Source organism: Tepidimicrobium xylanilyticum, from assembly GCF_900106765.1.
Classification (GTDB): Bacteria; Bacillota; Clostridia; order Tissierellales; family Tepidimicrobiaceae; genus Tepidimicrobium; species Tepidimicrobium xylanilyticum.
Window position 1 is genome coordinate 94,455 of record NZ_FNNG01000004.1, and the last position, 20,224, is coordinate 114,678.

A 20,224-nucleotide genomic window follows, 5' to 3' on the forward strand; every position below is an offset into this window, starting at 1 on the left:
CATATTCAATAAATTAATTTTTTATTATGAATTGAAAATCCATATTCTGATTTTATGGTAAATGACAATATATTGGAAAGAACGCCCCTCCATTCAAGAGACGAAAGGCCGTTCTTTTTAATATGCCAGAGACAGCAGCTATATGTCGTTGACTAACTTAAATCAAAGGCATGAGGGCTAGACAATAATAATTGTCAACTGTCAATTGTTACTTAGTTAATCCAATTCTTCTTATATTTACGTTTACCAAGACTTCTATGTCTATATCAGGAAATATATTGTCCCAATCGTCTTTTACTTGGGCCCATTTTTTTGGTCTGAACTTGCTTAGATACTCTCCTACCCCAATTACATCTGCTCTATATGTCTTTTGAAGCTTTCTTATTATATCTTCAATTTCTTTTTTCACTTCCTTCTCTAAGGCTTTTTCCATTTCCTCCAACACTCTACTATCATAAACCGTTTTATCCCTCTCAATAATATACCCCTGTAAATATCCTTCCATATCAATGGAAAAAACTGCCTTTATTTTCTCTTCTAATTTTACTTTCTTGTCTGTATTAACTTCCGTTATAGTATAGGATATTAAATTCCCATTGTAGACTGCATCTATAGTCTCAGTTTTAACATTTCCTCTTAAAAAACTTATAGCCCTATTTTCTTTTTCACATATCCAAGCCGCATGCCTATAGTTTTTTAACACACATCCTCCAGATACTAGAAATTTACCGTCCTTGACCAAAACTCTAGGAATTATGGTTACTCCAGCAATATCCAAATCTGTAATAAGGTCAGTTAATGTTTTGGCTGTATATCGGCTAGAAGATCTATTGTCCTTTACCGTAGTATATAAAACTCCATCAGTGGTTTGTTCTTGAACAACATTAGCATTTATGATATCAGTAACCTTTCCATCAGCAGCCAAAACCTGAATATTTTTATTTACCTTTGTATCCCTATTCAACTCATCTATAACTTGGCGGACTAACTTTTCTTCACCTAATAGATCCTCTCCTAAAACTAAAACCTTAAGATGCTTAAAGTAAAAAGGAAAGGGGGTCTGGGTGCTTAAATTGCTACTCGCCTGAAATATACTGCTGGCAGGTGTGGAACGAATGAAGGTTTTTTGATCTTCCGTTGCATTTTTCCCGATAGAATTTATATTAGGGTATTCATAGGTAACAATATACCTATTCATCTCACTATTCCTATATAAATCCACCCCTATGCTGGAAACGAATATTCTTTGGTCCACTTCTACCTTATCCCAACAGCCACATAAAAGTACTAGTGAAATCATTAGAAGAAGAAAAAAACCTTTTTTCATGTCTTCATCCTCCTCTTCTTAATATAGGCTACTATAAAAGTAATGGTAGGCAAAATGATGGTTCCAATTAAGGTCAAATAGCTTAAAAAACCCCCCATGATCTTATAAGTAGTAATTAAATTATGTGGTATTAGTGAAATAGCATATATGATCGGTACCAATAATAGTGTAAAGACTTCATGGGTATTAGTTCGAAAGATTTCCTTTAGTGCGATTCCAGCCATATGAGCAAAAGACCCTAGTGTGCTATATACTACCATTACCCAAACCGCCATCATAATTCCATCTAGGTTTTCTACAAAGTATCCAGGCAAATCGATTTCCTTAATTACTGCTATGGTAGGCCATATTTCCCTCTTAAGTTGATAGATTCCATATTGGGATAAGGTTACGAAGAATATGATTAAATATATACCTATTACAGTATATAAACCTCTCAAACTGTATTTTAAAGAATTACTCTTATCATCTGAAATGTTGAAGGCTAATAATACTATCTCGTATCCAATATAGGAAAAGTACGCCGTCACTGCCCCATTGGGTATTTCACCATAATTTATGTTGAATAGAGGGAATATATTAGTATAGTCTAAATCCGGCAAATTGACAACCAACAATAAAATAGGAAAAGCTAGTATGATGGGATAAACCATTACTGCTACCCTTGCTAAAACTTCTATTCTGGATCTTGCTATGTAGGATACTGAAAATAACATAGCTAAAATAATTACTCCCATGGGGGTAGTTTCCAGTAAGTAAGCCTTAATTACTTCTGCAAAAAGCCTACTAACATAGCTTTGCACCACTATGGTATAGATAAAGAACAATATAAAAAATAGATAAGCTACAATAGGATTCATCACTTGTTTGCAAATCTCAAAAAAGGATTTGTTGGGATACATTTTAAGCAGTCTATTTGTCATTAATATAATAGGAATAGGAATTAGTCCTCCTAAAAGTATTGCAATCCAGCCATCATTTTCCAATATCATGGCCACATCGCTAGGTAGCGACAATACGCCAACACCAATTGCAGTAGTAACCAATAAAGCCTTTATTTGTTGATTAGATATTCTATCTTTGTTTTCCATTATTATCTTTTCCCATCCTTCTTTTATTCTTAGCAAATGTAAATGCAGGTCTAAATTTCAATTTCTGTACAGGAGCTTTTATTACAGTATCCTTTAAATCTCCTTCTTTAATTCCCAAACCAGAATAAGGAGCTGTATAAGGTACTCCAAAGCTTTCCAGTTTTGCCAAATGGACAAATAACACCACTACACCTAACATCACACCATATAATCCCAATATAGCTGCTAATATCATATAGATAAACCTTACGAATCTAAATCCTGAAGCCCATTCATAATTGGGCAAAGCAAAGGCAGAAATAGTAGTTATGGCTACTATGATTATCATAAGAGGGCTTACTATTCCCGCTTCTACTGCTGCCTGACCAATTATCAATCCCCCTACTATGCCTATGGTGGATCCTACTGGTCCAGCAATCCTAGTACCCGATTCCCTTAACAACTCTAAAGTTATCTCCATTAAAAAAGCCTCTACTACTGCAGGAAAAGGCACATTTATTCTGCTAGCCCCTAAATAATAAGTTAGCCTAGTAGGTATTAGACCTGGATGGAAAGAGGTTATAGCTATGTACAAAGCAGGAGCTAAAGCAGATAAAAAGGCAGCAAAAATCCTTAATACCCTAATAAGGGATGTGATAGTCCAACGGCTATAATGATCTTCTGCCGATTGAAATATGGTGCCTATGGTGGCAGGAACTATTAATGCAAAGGGAGTATTGTCCACCAATATCCCTACCCTTCCTTCATATATGGAAGCCACTACCGTATCTGGCCTTTCAGTAGCTTCCACTTGGGGAAAAGGAGATAGATAATTATCCTCTATTAAAAACTCCAATGTGGAACTATCGATTATGGCATCTATGTCCACCTGTTCAATCCTTTTATTTACCTCTTCTACTATCTTGTCATTTACAATGTCTTCAATATACATTATTGCAACATCAGTTTTAGACCTTCTACCTACCTGAACCATTTTTACCTTTAGATTCGGGTCTCTAATTCGCCTGCGAATTAGAGACATGTTAACCTTTAAAACTTCTCCAAACCCATCTCGAGGTCCTCTAACAACCGTTTCTGCCTGAGGTTCGTTAATACCTCTAGAAGTTCCACCTTTTGCATCTAATATTAGAGCCATTTTTACCCCTTCTACAAAAAGAACCGTTTGCCCAGACAATATGGCATCTACTATTTTTTCTAATCTATTTTCCTCTTTTATCTCCGCTATGGCAATGGCTCTATTAGCAAGAGCATTTATTAAATCCTTTTTAAACAATTTTGTATCAAAGTTATAAACATTCTCTTTGGTAAGTAGAAGCTGTATAGCATATTCGCTTAATAGATTTTTGTCTACTAGTTCATCTATAAACACTAAGCAAGCTCTTCTCTTTGAATCATCTCCTATTTCTATAAAACGGAATACTACATCTCCCACATCCTTAAATATTGTTTTTAATTTCTCCACATTGTCATTTAAGTCCTTACTGAGTTCTTCCATATTCTCCTCCTAAACAACCTTTAAAAATATGAATATCATTATTCCAATAATTATGTACAAATAGGAAAATATTCTGACTATCTTACATTCCTTAAAAAAACCCTTAGCCCTATATTTAGGAGCATCTATTAGCAGTGAAAACAAAACCGTTAACAGGATGACTATTATTGCATACTTATCAAATACGGTTTTCAAAATTAGCATAATTCCATACAAAAAACCCACCCCCTGTTATTATTAATATAATTAACAGAAAGTGGGTTTATTATACACAGCTAAAGGGTCTTTGTTACAAAAACATTAGGAACTTTTTTCTCTAACTCCCTTTTACATCTATAGAGCTTTTCCTCGTCATCAAATAGGCCAAAAACGGTAGGACCGCTACCACTCATCAAGCTACCTAAGGCTCCAAATTTAATCATATCCTCTTTGACCATCTTTACTTGAGGATATTTTGTCATTACCACAGATTCCATTACATTTTCTATACTTTGACCAAGCTTTAAAAGGTTTCCTTCTTCCATGTATTTAATTACTTTTTCAATATCAATCCTTTTATGGATCGATTTTAAATCCATATTTTTATATACCCATTCTGTGGATACAGGTATTCCTACATTGGCCAATAATATATTGTATCCCGAAAAACCCTTCAATTTAGTTAATTTTTCCCCAATTCCTCTAGCCCAGGCAGTACCTCCCATTATGCAAAAGGGCACATCAGCTCCAATCTTCTTGCCTATTTCCATCAATTCCTCATCCGATAGGTTTAAATCCCATAATAGATTTAACCCCTTAAGTACTGCTCCTCCATTGGAACTGCCGCCAGCTAATCCGGCTGCTATAGGAATTTTTTTATCTATTATTATTCCAACGCCCCTATTTATTCCAGTTTTTTCCCTTATTTTCTCCCAAGCCTTATATACTAGATTATTCCTATCTATAGGTACATCCTTATTATTACATTGAATATCTATTCCACTATCCTTGTTTCTAATTACCACCCTATCCTTTAGATCTATCTGCTGCATTATAGTATTTATTTCATGGTATCCGTCGTCTCTTTTATATAAAATATCCAAGGCCAAATTGATTTTAGCATAAGATTCTAAGGCTATCTCATTCATTTTCATTCTCCTTTTAGTAAACTAACGGATACATTATACCATAAAACCCTATTTATAACTAGAATTCCATACGGATTTTCTTTTCAATGATTATCTTTTCCCCTGGCATTAGACTGGAGGGGGAGATGATATTATTCGATTCTATTATCTCTTCAACGGTGGTATTGTACCGTTTAGCTATGTCCCAAAGAATATCATCTTTTTGAACCATGTATATTATTATGCTAGGCCAGCTCTTCTTATCGATTAGTTCATCTGTTTCTTCCATTTCACTAATTATTTTTATCTTCCTCTCCCTATTAATAAATATATGATTTTTAATGGTTCCACTTATGTGAAGCACCTTATCCTTTAAATTATAATGTAATTCCTCAAGACTCGTATCCGAATTTATTATAATATGACTATCTAGTCCTTCAGCGGTAATATAAGATTTAAAAGGCAGCTCCTCCTTAATGGTTCTTATTTCGTCTTCTACATCGTCTTGGTAGTAAATATTAAGAGTCAATATTCCCTCTACCATCACCTTATCCTCAACATATTGACTATCTACTACTATTGGATAGGCTTCCACCAGATATATTTCCTTGAAGTTAATCACGTTTATTTCTTTAGATATACTTTCCTTAACGGTGATATCCTTTATATTCTCCATTATCCTTATTTCTTCCGTCTTTAGATTGATTTTTCTTTCAGTAGAATAAGCATCGATAATTACTTCTTTTTCCCTTTGACTATATATTTTAGATTTTATCTTTATCTTCAACTCCAAATCAACTATCTTTAATCTTCCTTCTAAATTCTCCCTTAATTCAAATTCCCCATTGACCACCTCCATATTCAATTGACATTTTGAGTCGTATTCTATATTGGAAAGTTCTATGAAATGGGTAAATGGTATTTCCCTTTTTATAGAATTTAGCTTATTCTCCCCAAAATATATGATGGAAGTTTCCACTATTCCAGAAACTATTATCCTATCTGCTGAAATGGAATATTCCTTTTCATAGGGATGAAAGTCTAATTTCAAGATTTCTTCAATTTCTGGTTGGTTCTCTCCTACCTCAAAAGCCTCCTTTATCAAAGCATAAGATTCATCCCTTTCCAATACATCATTATACTGAATCTTCTCCTTCAAAAGCTGAAGGTGGTCATCTCCTACTACCTCTTCAATTATTTCTACCATAACGGTTTCTTCAACTTTCCCTACCATTTTAACTAAGGCCCTTAAAGAAACCTTTCTTTCATCTTCTAGTTCATATTCTATGTATTCTAAATTAGGTTTTACCTCTCCAGCCATATTTTCCGCTATTCCATCTATTTCTATCTCTTCCCTAAAATCTTTATTAGTTTCAAGAGTATATATATTTAACTCCTCCTCATTAGACCTATATATTACTTTGAATTTTAATAATCCGTTTATCAATATTTTGTCCTTTATTATCTTAGTACTAAGTATTTCAACTTTACCATCAATCCAGAGGATTTCGCCTATTTCAGCCTTAGTTTGATCTAGGTAAATTTCCGTTTCGATTAAAGACTCTATCTCTTCAAAACCTCTTTGTTCCTCCACCTTTAGAGTGTCTTTGATTATTTCCATCATCTAACCTCCTCCTATTAAACTACTTTATATATCCTATGAAAAAGTATATGAGTTAATGTCCAAAATGATGAATAATTTTTTGACAGTAAATAGTTTAAATCTATTGACACAAAAATTAATTACTAGTACTATAATAGTACTGATAAAAGTTTATTAATTATAAACTTTAAGTTTATTGTAGTTAAATATTATTTTTTGTTTTTGAGTTTAGAATTACTAAACTTTGATGATTTCTTTTCTTTACAATATATTATGAAGGGGGTTGTTATATGGACAGTAAAAGGTTAGGAAGGCATATTTTAGTCGAATTCTACAATTGTGATAATGAATTACTAAATGATGCTGGCAAAATAAAAGAATATATGGTGGAGGCTGCAAATGTAGCAAAAGCAACCGTTGTAGAATCTATATTCCACACCTTTAACCCTTGGGGAGTCAGTGGTGTAGTAGTGATACAGGAATCCCATCTAACAATCCATACATGGCCTGAATATGGATATGCAGCTGTAGATTTATTTACCTGTGGTGAAGATGTAGACCCTTGGATTGCCTTTGATTATTTAAAGGAAAAATTTAAAGCGGAAAAAACGGAAACCGTTGAGATAAATCGAGGAAATGTTAAAAAAATTTATAATTATTCTCAAGGAAAATATAAGAACATCGTTTTTAAGCCTCAATCTATTGAGGCCTAAGGAATAGGAGGGTTTATGATGGAATTGTGGTTTGATGAGATGCATAACAAATATAGTAAGCTTTCCATGAAGGTAAAAGAGCATCTCTGTTCCGTGGAAAGCCCATTTCAGAAAATCGATGTATTGGATACCTATGAATATGGTAGAGTGCTAGTATTAGACGGATTCATAATGCTCACAGAAAAAGATGAATTCGTATATCACGAGATGATAGTCCACACTCCCTTGGCAGTCAATCCAGATATAAAAAAGGTACTGGTAATAGGAGCTGGAGATGGAGGAACTTTAAGGGAGTTAACGAGGTACAAGACCATTGAATCCATCGATTTTGTTGAAATAGATAAGATGGTAGTTGAAATTTCTAAGAAATACCTGCCATTTTTGAATAAGGGGTTCGATGATGAAAGAATTACTGCCTATTTTAAAGACGGAATAGAATTCGTTAAGGGTAAGGAAAACATATACGACTTAATTATCATAGATTCTACAGATCCAATAGGGCCGGGGGAAGGACTTTTTACAACGGAATTTTACAATAACTGCTACAAAGCCCTAAATAATAAGGGAATACTGGTAAATCAGTGTGAATCCGCCTTTTATGAAAAAGATAGAGCTGAATTTGAAAGGGCTATAAAAAAACTTAAAAACATTTTCCCTATAACTGAGGTATATCAAGCTAATATACCTACTTATGCCTCAGGGAATTGGTTATTTGGATTTGCATCCAAAAACTACCATCCCATTAAAGATCATAAGCCTGCAGAATGGGAAAAACTAAAATTAGACACAAAATACTATAATAGTAAGCTGCACAAAGGTTCATTTTACTTGCCAAACTATATTTTGGATATTCTTGGGAAATAAGTCCTATTTACATTTAGTTAAATTTCGACATATAATTATAAGGAAGACTTCCAAAAGATCTTTCTTCCCCGTACGAGCAAAAAGCTTGCTCATTTCCCTATTTTAATCCGACTTTATGTCGGATTTTTTCCTTTTATGCTGAAAATATTTAAATATGATATAATAAAGGGGACAAGGAAGGTGAAAAGATGAAAAAGGAAGCAGTCCAGTTCATAGTTAATAAACCTTTTAACGTATCGATACTATCCATAAAAAAATACCCCATCCACTGGCATGAAGATGTAACTGAAATTCTATTACCCCTTAAGGGCTCTATTGAGGTAAATGCTAATTTCGAGCATATATTAGTCAAGGAAGGGGATTTCTGGTTTGTAAATAATAAATCGATCCATTCCATACGAAGCTCATCTAAGGCAATAGTAGCAGTATTTCATATCGATCTAAACTATTTCGAAAAATATTTTAAATATATTAAGTATATGTTCTTTAGAAACAATATGTACTCCCAAGGCAATACTAGGATAGAAAGCGATAATTATGACGATGATATAAGAAAGGGGTATAAAACCAGATTCAGAAACCTATTAGTAAGCGTCCTTACAGATATAACCAGCCAAGACCCACTAGCAGAAGAATTAACTCGAGACTCCATGTATCAGTTGGTAGCTTCTATGGTCCAAGAGTTTAATTGGCTCCAGTTCTTAAAAAAGAGCAACGATTTTATTAGTCCTTTACAACTGGACAGGTATCATAGAATAGTCAAGTACATAGATGAACATTATCATGAAAAAATTACTCTAGACGACATCGCTAAACAGGAATTCATAACCAAAAATTATTTTTCCCATCTCTGGAAGAATTTAAGCCATTTCAGCTTCAATGAACGCCTCAATTATGAACGAACATTAAAATCCGAATTCCTCTTATTATCAACCAATATGAGTATAGCAACTATAGCAGAAAAATGTGGTTTTTCAGACGTGAAATATTACTATAAGCATTTTAGACGATGGTATGGAGTAAAACCATTAGAACATAAGAAAAGATGCCAAGAATATATGGACTCTCAGTTCGATTATGAAGAACTCGACCTTTCCAGCATGGCCAATATAATTAAATCTTATATTAAAGAGATTGTAATACCCGATTACTCCCAAGATAATATTTGGAAAACTAGTTACCTATTTGATAATTTTGTTAAGATGAAATATCTGTACAAATTCGATAAAATCACACCACAACCACCTCCTAGAAGCGTTATAGTCAATGTGCTTAATCCCAGTAATTTCAAGAATAAGGAGGGTAAATTCTATTTTAATTGGCAGAACATCGACCTTTTGGTCAATTTTAGTGAAACATCCGATTTTAAGATTAATATTAAGCTGGACTGCCAATTTTTAGACGACTTTTCCTATAAAGATATCATACATACCTTTTTAGATTCCTGTATATATCGCTATAGGATTGTAACCATTGAAAAATGGAATTTTGTAATTAATTATCAAGACGAGAAATCCTTTAATGTGGCAATAGGGATCGGAAACATAATTCACGATAAAATTCAAAATGCTAATATTAGGTACTACTTCGAGATATAGCATTCAATTGGACAGTAAAAAAACAAGACTTCAAGTCTTGTTTTTTAACTTATTTTTATCTGTCTATCTTCATCATCACAGATTGTGACTTCCACAGTTTCCGTCAGTATGTCTGAATAAGTGTAAGAAACTCTTCGAACCATATCGAATTGATTACAAATCTTAACTACGAACAAACTTGGATAAGCTTCTTCCAATATACCTTCCCTAATCGTGGTCTTCTTTCTTCCTTTATTTGCCTTCAATATTACCTTTTTCCCGACACAATCTTCTACGTTCTTACGGATTTTCGCCAAACTATTCTTTTCCAACAAAGTAACCACCTTCCATTGGTTATTCCCTAAAAATAGGGGAGGAGGAGTGCAAAGAACACTCATGGTTAAATTATATCACAATTTGTCCACCATGTCAAATAAATTAATATTATACTATGAATATGATACTTTGTCAATCTTTTATTGATAATATTCTAAAATCCCTTTTACTACTCCCTCAGCCAGGTCTTCCATGTAGCTATCTTCTAAAAACTTAGCTTCCTCTTCTGGATTGGATAGATAGCCAATTTCTATTAATAAGGAGCTGGTACTAACGCCTCTGAAAATATAAAAATTTCCCTCTTTTACTCCCCTTATTGGTATCCCTTTATCCTTTAAGTTCTTCAGAATACAGAAACCTAGCCTTTGACTATCGTAATCCTTCCTAAAATGGAATATTTCACACCCTTTTTGATTAGAGCAATTAAAATAATCCATATGAATGCTCACAAAAAAATCTGCTTTCAGTTTATTAGCCTCTTCTATCCTATCAGTAATGAGTATGTTTTCATCCTTATTCCTAGTTAAATGAACTTTCATGCCTAGCTCTTCCAATAGCAGCTTTAGCTTTAATGCAAGTTTAAGGACAACATCCTTTTCTATGAGTCCTATTGAATCTCCTTCAAATCCCTTATCATCTCCTCCATGTCCTGGATCTATTATTATTGTTTTCCCATAAAGAGGCTTTTTTATACAGGGAAGCAAATATTTTCTTATTTCTACTCCTGTATAGTAATATTTCAATATATCAAAATAGCTATATCCTTGTTGGGCCATTTTATTAGCTCCATATTGGCAAAATCCCAGCCCATGTCCTTTTCCCCTAGTAACAAATTTAATTCCCGTTGGAAATATAGCATATCTGGTGGAATTTAAACCTAATAGTCTAGCTAATTCCTCTCCTGAAATTTTTCTACCTGCAACCTTAATTGACAACACCCTTCCCCGTTCATCCCTTTCTATGTCTTCTATAAATCCAGCAATCTCAGATTCTACGCCTATATCCATGGAAGGAAACTTTACTTTTAATGCATTTTCCATTTCATCAAGGCTGAAATCCTTCTCCCTCCTCCAATAGGTGGTATCCTTACAATAATCGCATAAAACCCTTCTAAGATAGACTATCTGATTATCTATTACGTTTTCCGAATTCTCCGTACTCCCGCCACAGCATATGTGATATCTTGCATCTATAGGCTTGTCATTAAATAGAATTACCAAACCCTCAGTATCCTTAACAGCCTCTATTATCTTTTCGGCACTTTCATCCTCCCATATATCTATAAAATCTCCTCCTTCTACCATTGGTTTTTTTACTAAGTTTGTCCTAATTATTATTGCCTGAGCCTTTAAAGCCTCTATATGAAAATTAGTATCCATTTCCAAATTCAATAATATGCCAACCATTTTTTCCAGGGACACTTCCATTTCTTTATCCTTTTCTATATTTATATATTTAATTTTGAAATCTGTCTCCATCATATTACCCCCTAATCCCTGTTAATACATATTATGAAAATTGATTTAATAGGTGATAAATATGGTATAATTAATCTAAGATAAACAAGGAGATGATGTTATTATGAAGGGTACCATTGTTTCAGCATGGATAAAAACTAGTAGAAACATATTCGGGGAAGATGTGGTAAGGGATGCATTAGCTACATACGGAATTAGTGAAAATAAGGTATTCACACCCATGGAGGATATTGAGGATAGTATTGCGTTAGGAATTATAGATGAAATAGCAAAAAGATTAGGAAAGACACCATCAGAAGTATGGCACGAAATTGGGTTGGACAACATAAATACCTTCTCTAAAGATTATCCCGCTTTTTTTAAGTTCAAAAATCTATATGCCTTTTTAAAGGCCATGTATGATATCCATGTGGTGGTCACTAAGCGAATTCCCGGAGCAAAGCCTCCCATATTAAAGGTAGAGCCCTTGGAAAAAAACAAGGCTACAATGAGCTACTCTTCTCCTAGAGGAATGTTTGATTATTTCCACGGAATGTTAATGGGAGCCTCCAAATACTTTAAAGAAGATATTGAAGTGGAGATATTGGAAAAGAAAGAGGATTACACTAAAATAGCCATAACATTCCCAATGGAAGTCTATAATAAGAGAGTGTATAAGCTGAATAGCTTCCTGTCCCTTGGTTTTATAAAGAGTTTTCAACTTAAAGTTGGTTTAGGAGTATTATTGTTCTCAGGCATCCCTTTAGCCATATTGTCTAATTATTTGCATGGGATGCCACTGCTAATAGCCATATTGGCTCTATCTTTTCTAATTCCTACTATTATAGGGAAATTGTTATTAAGACCGTTAAAGTATATATTTGAAACTATTGAGGATTTAGAAAATAAGGATTTCTCCTTTGAAAGGAACATTTCTACTAACGATTTCTTAGAAGATATCAACAATAGGTTGAATAAGGCTAAAAATAGCATCAAGAGGGATTTTGTAGGCTATAAGGCCATTGTAGATGAATTAAATGTATTTGGAGAAAAGTTTAATGAGATATCCAACAACATGACCAATACTTCTCAAGAAATCGACTCCATAGTTAGGCAAGTTGCTTATGGAGCTACCAATCAAGCTGGGGAAACGGAAAACATAGCTTACCAGCTTAATGATAGCATCCAAAATCTAAACTGTATAGTAGAAAAGGAAAACGAAGGTAAGGATAAGCTTCAGTTGACTGTAGATAAGACTAGAAAGGGATTTGAAAATTTAAAAAACACTGTGGATAATTTAAATGAAATAGTAGGAGAATTTTCTATTGTTAAGGAAAAAAGCTTTACCTTAAAAAACAGAGCTCAAGATGTTACTAAAATAGTGGAAACTGTAGAAAAAATTGCAGAACAGACCAATTTATTAGCTCTAAATGCCAGCATTGAGGCTTCTAGGGCTGGTGAATATGGCAAAGGCTTTAGCGTTGTAGCCATGGAAATTAGGAAGCTAGCAGAAAGTTCTAAGGAAGCTGTTAGCAATATAAACAACATACTAGAAGCAATACTTATGGAAATTGATGAATTGGTTTCAGATATAGGGAGACAATATGGGATATTGGACGAAGAAAAGTCTAACTTAAATAATTTATCTATAGAAACTAGCCAGGTTGTAGAATCCATCAAAGGAGTTGCAAATCTGATCATCGATCTGGTAAGTGATTTAAATAAAGAATCGGAGGCAATAACCAGTATGTCAGAACATGTTGAATCCCTAGCTGCAATAGCTGAAGAAAACTCTGCTTCAAGCCAAGAGGTAAGCAAGAATGTAACCAATTACATCAATGAAATAAAGAATATGACGGAAAAGACTGCTGAATTCAATAAGGTATCGGAAAACTTTGCTAAAGAGCTGGACAAATATATGATATAACGTAAATTACTCATCACAAAGTAAAAAGCTGGTTTCTATTGGTTTAGAAACCAGCTTTTTATTATATGCCAAGAATTAAAGTTGCAATTTTGAAATATAGGATTAAACTTATAGCATCTACTATAGTAGTAATCAATGGTCCTGCCATTATAGCTGGGTCTATATTTAATTTTTTAGCTGCCATAGGTAATAGTGAGCCTATTCCTTTGGATATAATTACCGTTAGAAATAAAGTAATAGATACTGTAAAAGCCACCAAAGGTCCTACGGTGTCAAATAAATAGATTCTAAAAAAGTTTATTACTGCAAGCATAAACCCAACTATTACACTAATTCTAAACTCCTTCCATAATACCTTGCCTGCATCCTTTAACTCTATTTCTCCTAAGGCCAAACCACGAATTATCAAGGTTGATGATTGGTTTCCAGAATTCCCCCCTGTATCCATTAACATGGGTATAAAAGCCGTTAATACTACTATTGTTTGGAGTACACCCTCATACTTCATTATTATTCTACCTGTAAAGGTGGCAGAAATCATCAACACTAATAGCCATAAGATTCTATGTTTGGCAAGGGTAAGTATATCAGTGTCTAAATATTTTTCCTCCGATGGAGCCATGGCAGCCATCCTTTGAAAGTCTTCCGTATTTTCTTGTTCTATTACATCCATTATATCGTCTACGGTGATTATACCTGTCAGCCTATCCTCTTTATCTACAACAGGTAAAGCCAAAAAACCATATTTTTTAAATATGTTAGCTACCGTTTCCTGATCATCATGGGTGTGGACATAGATTACATCCTTATTCATTATGTCCTCAATGGTTTTCTCTTCGTCACTTATTACTAATTTTCTTAAAGAGATAATACCTTCCAATTTCCTATTTTCATCAGTTACATAGCAGGTGTAGACCGTTTCTTTATCTAACCCCGTTTTCTTAATATGGTTTAAAGCATCTCCTACCGTCATATGCTTTTTTAAGTCTACATACTCTATGGTCATTATACTGCCTGCTGATTCAGGTGGGTATTTTAAAAATTGGTTAATAAGGCTTCTTTCTTCTTCCTTGGCATGTTTTAAAATCTTTTTCACTATATTCGCAGGCATTTCCTCTATAATATCCACCATATCGTCAAAAAATAGCTCTTCTACTATATATTTCAATTCCTTATCAGTTACCAATCCTATAATATTTCTCTGCTGTTCTACGGAAAAATGAGAAAATACCTCTACAGCTAAGTCCTTAGATAGCATTCTAAATATCAGCAATGCAGTATAAACATCTAATTTTTCCAATAGTTCAGCTATGTCTACTTGATTTAACTCTTCTAACTCCTTCTTCAGTGTTACGTATTTCTTTTCTTCGATCAATTCTTTTAGTCTTCTTTCATCCATATTAACCCCCCTTAGAAGAACTCCTGTCCAAGGTAATGACTAGGGTTCTTCTTATTTTTTTGCTTATAAAGTATATACTATGCCCAGGTAAAGGCCCAGAATCCACTAATCATCACCTCCCACGTTCCTCCTAGGGTTTAATTACATTAATAGATTATAAAATTTCTATTAAAAATTCAAGATAAATTTATATTGCTCTATACTATTGTAACACAGAATCATTCTATTATTATATAAATATATAAAAAACAAAAAAGAATAGGCTCTGTGAATTGCCTATTCAAAATAAGAACTTAGCAAGATGAAACCTTTCTATCGGGTATTACTGTAAATCCTCTTCTTAACCAATTGTTGCTATAATCTATGGTAAAAGAGCCAAAGTTTTCTGCTAGATCTTCCTCTATCAAGAAAGTATAATCATCTACCTCTACCTTCATATCTCCTTCTTTAAGCTCATCCAGAGCCAAACCAAAAGAAGGACCGCCTCAACCATAACCTGCTACATAAATTCTCAAAGGTTTTCTGTTTTTTATGGATTCCAGCGTCTTTTTAAGCTCCTTCTGGGCTATATCGGTTATTTTTACCTTCATAATCTTTCCTCCTCATATTATTTATTATTCATATTATACCCCATGTGGGTATTTTAAATCATTTTATATCATTTTTAAAAAAAATTCAACCCTCTAACAAAAGTTAGAGGGTTTTTTTACATGGCATCTCCTGGTATTATCACATCTATTATACCAATTACTAAAGCTCCTATAATAGCTCCCCATACGGATATATTAAATCCTGGAACTATAAACTTTGTAGCGTATAGTATAATTGCAGCTACTATAAAACCTGTAATACCTCTACCGAATGGAGTTGCATTTACTCCTGTGAATTTTTGGACTAGGTAATCTAATACTGCTATGACTACTGCTGCAAGAATCAAGCTCCATAAATTATCTACAGAAAATCCTGGGGTCAAAAAAGCTGCAATTCCAACTACTATTGCTGTGACTAAAATTCGTATTAATATTTCCCCTATGTTCCAATTGTTAGTCCTATTTTCTGTCCTATCTCTGTTGTTTTCATTATTATCCATTTTCCCACCTCCTGCTATAAAGATTAACCATTCTGCAAGTTTTTTATACATTTTCAATAAATATTTAATATATTTGTTCTCAATTTCAATTAATTTTTTCTGTTAATAGTATAGCTTTTGTGGTAATATATATATGAGTTTAAGTTAAGGAGGTCAGAAAATGGAAATTACTAAGGATATGCTAATAGGAGAAATAATCCGTTACAAGCCAGAAGCGGTAGATACCCTCTTGAGCTTTGGGTTAGGTTGTATTGGATGCCCTGCAAGCCAAATGGAAAGCTTAGAAGAAGCCGCTATGGTTCATGGTATAGATTTATCTCAATTATTGAAAGCGTTAAATGAATAATAATTAGATTGGCAAAAATAAATCTCCCCTAAATTTAATTTAGGGGAGATTTTGACTTACCTAGTTATTTATCCAACAACTCATCTAATTTATTTCTGTCAAAGCCTACTACCTCTTGGCCATCGATTATGGTTACCGGAACACCCATATGCCCCATTTTCATTAGCTCTTTTCTTGCATCAACATCTGTAGATACGTTCTTTTCAGTATAGGATACTCCTTTTTCTTCTAAATATTCTTTAACAGAAACACAATATGGACATGTACTGCTTGTATAGACAACAACGTTTGACATTTAAACTCCTCCTTCATAGCTGTTTATATTCTCATTTTATTATACCCCACAAGGGTATCTCTTGTCAAGTTTTTTCTCTTTATGATTACTCTTTATGATTATATGCTACCCGAAAACTATCTTATTAATCAAAAATTTTTTAGCTATTTTTGTTGACTTTATAGTAATAAAGTACTATAATAATTAGGACTATATTATTATTGTCTGAATTTATAGATTTCTTGTAAGGGAATGGTTTTATGGTTCAAAATTACATGGAAGTATTAGTAGATGAAATCTTTGAAGAGATAAAACATCTATGTAAATCCTGTAAAAAGCCTTACTATCAAGATGACATTAAATCTGTTGCATTGAATAATCTTCCACCAGTATATTTTTTGTCTTCAACCACTGATGCTGAGAAAAAAGCCTTCTTATTGGATCGGCAAAGAAGAATTACTGTTCTTGCTGCTCTTACTCAAGCAAAGGATATAGTATGTGATAAATGTCGTTATACAAAAGAGAATAATGTTGAAAAGATGAGGGATACCATGTAACCCCCATCTTTTTTAATCATGTTTAACATGGTCTAATCCTTGATGGAATAGTTGTAAAACGTGGTCGTCATCTAAAGAGTATATGACGGATTTTCCCTCTTTTTTAAACTTCACAAGCCTTAAATTTCTAAGAAGCCTTAAATGGTGAGATATAGCAGATTGAGTCATGTCCAATAAATTGGCAATATCATGAACGCACAGAGGAGACTCAGATAAAACGTATATTATCTTAAGTCTTGTAGGATCTGCTAATGCTTTAAATATTTGAGCCAGTTCATTAATTATTTCTTCGTTATACAATCCTTCTTTAATCTCTTTTAATAGCTGTAAGTCTGCACCAGACTCGCCACATATATTTTTATTATCTATGGTTAATTACCTCCCTTCTTCACCTTTAATAAGATGGTACCATTGGGTTTATAGGGTATATTACCTTCCCTTTTATTGGATCGATGTACAAAACCCAATAACCTATCCCATCTACAGAATCATACCAAGTATTAAAGCCAGTAATACCTCTAAAAGGATGTTCTTCTAATGTAAATCTTCCAGGTACTCCATAGATGTAGAGTTTTACCTCATCATTTTCCTTGTACAATCCAAATAGATAATGACCATACCTTTTTATTTGATCCATACAAGTAGCTGCATTTTGCAAAAATGGATATTTATAATCCGAACTCATCAAATAATTATAATAGGGCAAAAATCCTCTATAGGGCTGGCTTCCATCGTCTTCAATCCTCCACCAAGTATAATTGTGCAAATATATTTTCAAGGGCTGTACTTGAGGGAAAAATCTCAGTACGCTTAATATATAATTGGTCATTTGATTCTTATAATGAAGGCGTCTAGCATATTCTAAATCCTTGAAAGATTCAGATACATTATCTATGACCCATTCATCTTCCATAACTATATCCTGTATGCCTTCTTCATTTATTTTCTCTCCTATTTCTTCTTTCATTTCTTCTGCTACATCATTTACAGTTTCGTCATCCCCAGAAATTTCATCCTTTACAGGCTCTTCTTGGACATTTTCTTCAACTATATCTTCTACTATTAGTTTTTCTAAAATTTCTTCTTTAATCCTCTCTTTCTCCCCTTCCTCAACTGCTACTTCCATTGCAATTTGCTCTTCTTCGTTTATAGCCTCTATAATTTTTTCTGCATGGAAACTATTTTCTCCTTCTTCAGAAGCCATTTTTTCTATGAATCTATCTATAACCTTATTGTCTTTATCAATATAACCACCTAATAATAAAGATATACCCCTTCTTATGAGAATAGCATCTATTTTATCTATTGAAAAGCCCTTCGCCTCTAATTCCTTTAGATTAAGACCAATATTAGTCCTAATCCTTCCCTTATCATCTGCAAAAATTCTACCTATATCCTCCTCTTCTATCTTACCATTTATTTCTCTTAATAGGTATACTCGGTAATAATTCTCCTTTTCACAATTATCTACATTAAGGCTAACATTGCCTTTATTGCCCCTAACTTCTATTTTAGCATGCCCCTTAGGGTTTATGTCGCTAATATTCGTATAGTCTTTTTTCAGTATAATATATTTCCTAAAGTATGTATATTCCTTTGACATGAATAACCCCCCTTTTTAATCTTTATACTAATATATGTCTAAGGAGGGTAATGTTTCACTAATCTTAATAAAATCTTCAATTTTTAAATTCTCTGCCCTTTCTTCCAGAGAAATTTGAGCCTTTTCCAATACGGCTTTTATTCCTTCTTTGTCTAACCCCCAAGGATTAGACGATAAAGCGTTTAGAATGGTCTTTCTTCTCTTATTAAAAGCCAATTTTACTACTTGGAAGAATGTATTTCTATCTACTTGTGGAAGCTCCTTTCTTATCTTTAATCTGATTACAGCAGAATCCACCTTAGGTTGAGGCATAAATACTGTTTTGGGTACATTCATCAATATTTCTGGTTCTGTGTAAAAATTCATAAAAACGGTTATGGAACCGTATTGCTTATTGCCAGGAGAGGCTACTATCCTTTGGGCTACTTCCTTTTGTATCATCACTGTAATGGACTCAATATTGTAATCTTCCTCTATTAACTTGGCTAATATGGGAGTGGTTACATAATAGGGTAGATTGGCTACCACCTTAATAGGCCCTCCTCCCAATTTTTCCTCTATTAGCTTATTTACATCTACCTTTAAAATGTCTCCATGGATTATTTCCACATTAGAATAATCCTCTAAAGTCTCCTCTAATATAGGTAACAGATTTTGATCCAGCTCAATGGCTACTACCTTTTTCGCATTTAATGCCAATTCCTCTGTTAAGGTGCCAATGCCAGGACCTATTTCCAATACATAGTCGTCCTTTATAATATTAGCTCCCTGAGAGATTTTCCTTAAGATATTACCGTCTATAAGAAAGTTCTGTCCTAGGCTTTTCGAAAATTTAAATCCATGTTTATCTAATATTTGCCTTACATATTTGGGAGAATATAACCTTTTATCATTCATATTTTTCCATCAACTCCAAAGCTTTTACAAACTCTTCTCTAGTTATGCCAAAGTGGTTCAGCCTATTTAGAAACTGCTTAGAATTTCCGTAGCCTATTCCTAAAATATTCCCTAAAATCTCTCTTTTACGCCTACTATCCCTATCCCCTATTAAACCTAATTCCAATAGGTCCTCTTTAGTAAATTCTTCTCTTTTATCTACTATTACAGGTCTTGCTTTATTAATAGCATCTATTATATCCTCTTTAGTTGCATTTTCAACGCCAACATCCCCCTCCTTTAAAGCTTTCCCCTGGGGAAGGAAGGCATGTTTGCAATTTTTAATATGCTTGCTTAAATGCTTTCTTATCCTTTCTCCTGCATAATCTGGATCCGTTAAAATGATTATACCCCTTTTATGGGCAATTTTTTTCAAATTCTCTATAAACCTTTCATCGTATCCAAATCCGCCAGTTGCAATTACCTCCGCTTCTATTGCACTTTTTACGGCTGTAATATCATCTCTTCCTTCTACTACTATTATTTCTTTTATCATGCGAAAACACCTCTTTTTTCAATGGAC

Annotated in this window: 22 protein-coding genes; 6 read left to right on the forward strand and 16 right to left on the reverse strand. The window is 33.5% G+C overall.

Translation table 11 applies throughout. The annotated features are described in order from the left end of the window. Positions 1-208: 208 nt before the first annotated feature. Genes BLV68_RS06060 through BLV68_RS06085 form a run of 6 tightly spaced genes read right to left on the reverse strand, consistent with a single transcriptional unit; the run spans position 209 to position 6,643 of the window. Positions 209-1,327: a Ger(x)C family spore germination protein gene (locus tag BLV68_RS06060; RefSeq protein ID WP_093751869.1), complete on the reverse strand. Its 1,119-nt coding sequence runs from the start codon at positions 1,325-1,327 to the stop codon at positions 209-211. Beyond that, positions 1,324-2,418 carry a GerAB/ArcD/ProY family transporter gene (locus BLV68_RS06065; RefSeq protein WP_093751871.1) on the reverse strand — a complete coding sequence of 365 codons (1,095 nt, stop codon included), beginning with the start codon at positions 2,416-2,418 and terminating at the stop codon, positions 1,324-1,326. Before BLV68_RS06065 ends, BLV68_RS06060 begins: the two co-directional genes overlap by 4 nt. After that, positions 2,402-3,913, reverse strand: coding sequence for a spore germination protein (locus BLV68_RS06070; protein WP_093751873.1), 1,512 nt, complete (start codon positions 3,911-3,913; stop codon positions 2,402-2,404). The genes BLV68_RS06065 and BLV68_RS06070 overlap by 17 nt, the downstream gene beginning before the upstream one ends. A 9-nt stretch (positions 3,914-3,922) precedes the next feature. Then, a complete protein-coding gene (locus BLV68_RS06075) occupies positions 3,923-4,129 on the reverse strand; it encodes a CLC_0170 family protein (RefSeq protein WP_093751875.1) in 207 nt (68 codons plus the stop codon). Between the two features lie 59 nt (positions 4,130-4,188). Then, the gene (gene ispE, locus BLV68_RS06080; RefSeq protein ID WP_093751877.1) at positions 4,189-5,040 is read right to left on the reverse strand and encodes a 4-(cytidine 5'-diphospho)-2-C-methyl-D-erythritol kinase; all 852 of its coding nucleotides are present in this window, start codon (positions 5,038-5,040) and stop codon (positions 4,189-4,191) included. Positions 5,041-5,098: 58 nt separating this feature from the next. Then, the gene (locus BLV68_RS06085) at positions 5,099-6,643 is read right to left on the reverse strand and encodes an SPOCS domain-containing protein (protein WP_093751879.1); all 1,545 of its coding nucleotides are present in this window, start codon (positions 6,641-6,643) and stop codon (positions 5,099-5,101) included. Between the two features lie 269 nt (positions 6,644-6,912). Here BLV68_RS06085 and speD point away from each other — a divergent pair, with 269 nt between their 5' ends. The 3 genes from speD (at position 6,913) to BLV68_RS06100 (ending at position 9,797) form a co-directional block, all read left to right on the forward strand. Beyond that, positions 6,913-7,335, forward strand: coding sequence for an adenosylmethionine decarboxylase (gene speD, locus BLV68_RS06090; RefSeq protein ID WP_093751881.1), 423 nt, complete (start codon positions 6,913-6,915; stop codon positions 7,333-7,335). 18 nt (positions 7,336-7,353) lie between these two features. Further along, complete coding sequence (gene speE, locus BLV68_RS06095; protein ID WP_093751883.1) at positions 7,354-8,199, forward strand: polyamine aminopropyltransferase; 846 nt, start codon at positions 7,354-7,356, stop codon at positions 8,197-8,199. 188 nt (positions 8,200-8,387) lie between these two features. Beyond that, a complete protein-coding gene (locus BLV68_RS06100) occupies positions 8,388-9,797 on the forward strand; it encodes an AraC family transcriptional regulator (RefSeq protein WP_093751885.1) in 1,410 nt (469 codons plus the stop codon). Between the two features lie 44 nt (positions 9,798-9,841). Here the strand turns inward: BLV68_RS06100 and BLV68_RS06105 are convergent, their stop codons facing one another. Both BLV68_RS06105 and BLV68_RS06110 read right to left on the reverse strand, forming a co-directional pair. Continuing rightward, complete coding sequence (locus tag BLV68_RS06105) at positions 9,842-10,111, reverse strand: Veg family protein (protein ID WP_093751887.1); 270 nt, start codon at positions 10,109-10,111, stop codon at positions 9,842-9,844. 141 nt (positions 10,112-10,252) lie between these two features. Beyond that, positions 10,253-11,590 carry an N-acetylmuramoyl-L-alanine amidase gene (locus BLV68_RS06110; RefSeq protein WP_159428629.1) on the reverse strand — a complete coding sequence of 446 codons (1,338 nt, stop codon included), beginning with the start codon at positions 11,588-11,590 and terminating at the stop codon, positions 10,253-10,255. Between the two features lie 103 nt (positions 11,591-11,693). On the opposite strand from BLV68_RS06110, the gene BLV68_RS06115 reads away from it, so the two are divergent. Beyond that, positions 11,694-13,496 (forward strand): heme NO-binding domain-containing protein, encoded by a 1,803-nt coding sequence (locus BLV68_RS06115; protein ID WP_093751891.1) that lies wholly within the window; start codon positions 11,694-11,696, stop codon positions 13,494-13,496. Between the two features lie 61 nt (positions 13,497-13,557). On the opposite strand, the gene mgtE is transcribed toward BLV68_RS06115, so the two are convergent. The 3 genes from mgtE to BLV68_RS06125 form a co-directional block, all read right to left on the reverse strand. After that, entirely contained in the window at positions 13,558-14,895 is a 1,338-nt protein-coding gene (gene mgtE / locus BLV68_RS06120) for a magnesium transporter (protein ID WP_093751893.1), read from the reverse strand. Between the two features lie 293 nt (positions 14,896-15,188). After that, on the reverse strand, positions 15,189-15,485 hold the full coding sequence (locus tag BLV68_RS16265) for an iron-sulfur cluster biosynthesis family protein (protein ID WP_399262820.1): 297 nt from the start codon (positions 15,483-15,485) through the stop codon (positions 15,189-15,191). 116 nt (positions 15,486-15,601) lie between these two features. Then, positions 15,602-15,985, reverse strand: a complete 384-nt coding sequence (locus BLV68_RS06125) for a phage holin family protein (RefSeq protein ID WP_093751895.1) — start codon at positions 15,983-15,985, stop codon at positions 15,602-15,604. 160 nt (positions 15,986-16,145) lie between these two features. Here BLV68_RS06125 and BLV68_RS06130 point away from each other — a divergent pair, with 160 nt between their 5' ends. Then, complete coding sequence (locus BLV68_RS06130; RefSeq protein ID WP_093751897.1) at positions 16,146-16,331, forward strand: DUF1858 domain-containing protein; 186 nt, start codon at positions 16,146-16,148, stop codon at positions 16,329-16,331. A gap of 64 nt (positions 16,332-16,395) precedes the next feature. Here BLV68_RS06130 and BLV68_RS06135 read toward each other — a convergent pair whose 3' ends face one another. Then, complete coding sequence (locus BLV68_RS06135) at positions 16,396-16,626, reverse strand: glutaredoxin family protein (protein WP_093751899.1); 231 nt, start codon at positions 16,624-16,626, stop codon at positions 16,396-16,398. A 239-nt stretch (positions 16,627-16,865) separates the two neighbouring features. On the opposite strand from BLV68_RS06135, the gene BLV68_RS06140 reads away from it, so the two are divergent. Next, complete coding sequence (locus BLV68_RS06140) at positions 16,866-17,162, forward strand: late competence development ComFB family protein (RefSeq protein WP_093751901.1); 297 nt, start codon at positions 16,866-16,868, stop codon at positions 17,160-17,162. A gap of 12 nt (positions 17,163-17,174) precedes the next feature. Here the strand turns inward: BLV68_RS06140 and BLV68_RS06145 are convergent, their stop codons facing one another. The 4 genes from BLV68_RS06145 to rnmV all read right to left on the reverse strand — a co-directional run bounded on the left by BLV68_RS06145 (position 17,175) and on the right by rnmV (position 20,197). Next, on the reverse strand, positions 17,175-17,462 hold the full coding sequence (locus BLV68_RS06145; RefSeq protein WP_317920248.1) for an ArsR/SmtB family transcription factor: 288 nt from the start codon (positions 17,460-17,462) through the stop codon (positions 17,175-17,177). A gap of 94 nt (positions 17,463-17,556) precedes the next feature. Beyond that, positions 17,557-18,765, reverse strand: coding sequence for a hypothetical protein (locus BLV68_RS06150; protein ID WP_093751905.1), 1,209 nt, complete (start codon positions 18,763-18,765; stop codon positions 17,557-17,559). Between the two features lie 27 nt (positions 18,766-18,792). Next, positions 18,793-19,662, reverse strand: a complete 870-nt coding sequence (gene rsmA, locus BLV68_RS06155) for a 16S rRNA (adenine(1518)-N(6)/adenine(1519)-N(6))-dimethyltransferase RsmA (RefSeq protein WP_093751907.1) — start codon at positions 19,660-19,662, stop codon at positions 18,793-18,795. Next, positions 19,655-20,197 carry a ribonuclease M5 gene (gene rnmV / locus BLV68_RS06160; protein ID WP_093751909.1) on the reverse strand — a complete coding sequence of 181 codons (543 nt, stop codon included), beginning with the start codon at positions 20,195-20,197 and terminating at the stop codon, positions 19,655-19,657. The genes rsmA and rnmV overlap by 8 nt, the downstream gene beginning before the upstream one ends. Between the last annotated feature and the right edge of the window lie 27 nt (positions 20,198-20,224).